The following is a 978-nucleotide window of genomic DNA, read 5'->3' on the forward strand; positions in this document are numbered from 1 at the left end:
GGGTGCTGCGGTGTGGGGTTTGGGTCGGGTGGTGGGTTTGGAGGTGCCGTTGCGGTGGGGTGGTTTGGTGGATTTGCCGGGGTTGTTGGATGGGGGTGTGTGGGGTCGGTTGTGTGGGGTGTTGTCGTCGTCTGGTGAGGATCAGGTGGCGTTGCGGTCGTCGGGTGTGTTTGTGCGGCGGTTGGTGCGTGCGGGTTCTCCGACGGGTGTGGGTGTGGGTGGTTTCCGGTTGTCGGGGACGGTGTTGGTGACGGGTGGTACGGGGGCGTTGGGTGCGCGGGTGGCGTTGTGGGCGGTGGGTGTGGGTGCGGAGCATGTGGTGTTGGTGAGTCGGCGTGGTGGTGGTGCGCCGGGTGTGGGTGAGTTGGTGGGGCGGTTGGAGGGTTTGGGTGTGCGGGTGTCGGTGGTGGGGTGTGATGTGGCGGATCGTGGTGCGGTGGCGGGGTTGTTGGGGGATTTGGTGGGTCGTGGTGAGCGGTTGCGGGCGGTGGTGCATGCGGCGGGTGCGGCGCAGTTGACGGCGTTGGGTGAGGTGGGTGTGGGTGAGGTGGAGGAGGTGTTGCGGGCGAAGGTTGGTGGTGCGGTGGTGTTGGATGAGTTGACTGCTGGTTTGGATTTGGATGCGTTTGTGGTGTTTTCGTCGATTGCGGGGGTGTGGGGTTCGGCGGGTCAGGTGGGGTATGCGGCGGCGAATGCGTTTTTGGATGGGTTGGTGGTGTCGCGGCGTGGGCGTGGGTTGGTGGGGACGTCGGTGGCGTGGGGGCCGTGGGCTGAGGCGGGTATGGCGGTGGGGGTGGCGGGGGAGCAGTTGAGTCGGCGTGGTTTGCCGGGGATGGCTCCGGAGTTGGCGGTGGCGGCGTTGCAGCGGGCGTTGGATGGTGATGAGTCGCAGGTGGTGGTGGCGGATGTGCGGTGGGATCGGTTCGTGCCGTCGTTCACGGCGTTGCGTCCGTCCCGCCTGTTCACCGACATCCCCGA

General features: G+C 66.8%; 1 protein-coding gene. It reads left to right on the forward strand.

The features are described from left to right. Positions 1-295 precede the first annotated feature (295 nt). The coding region (locus ACPXCB_RS31500) for a beta-ketoacyl reductase (RefSeq protein WP_425879762.1) at positions 296-978 on the forward strand (683 nt) is incomplete at its 3' end.

Origin of the sequence: Micromonospora sp. DT62 (genome assembly GCF_049847285.1) — a bacterium.
In the GTDB taxonomy this organism is placed as follows: domain Bacteria; phylum Actinomycetota; class Actinomycetes; order Mycobacteriales; family Micromonosporaceae; genus Micromonospora; species Micromonospora reichwaldensis.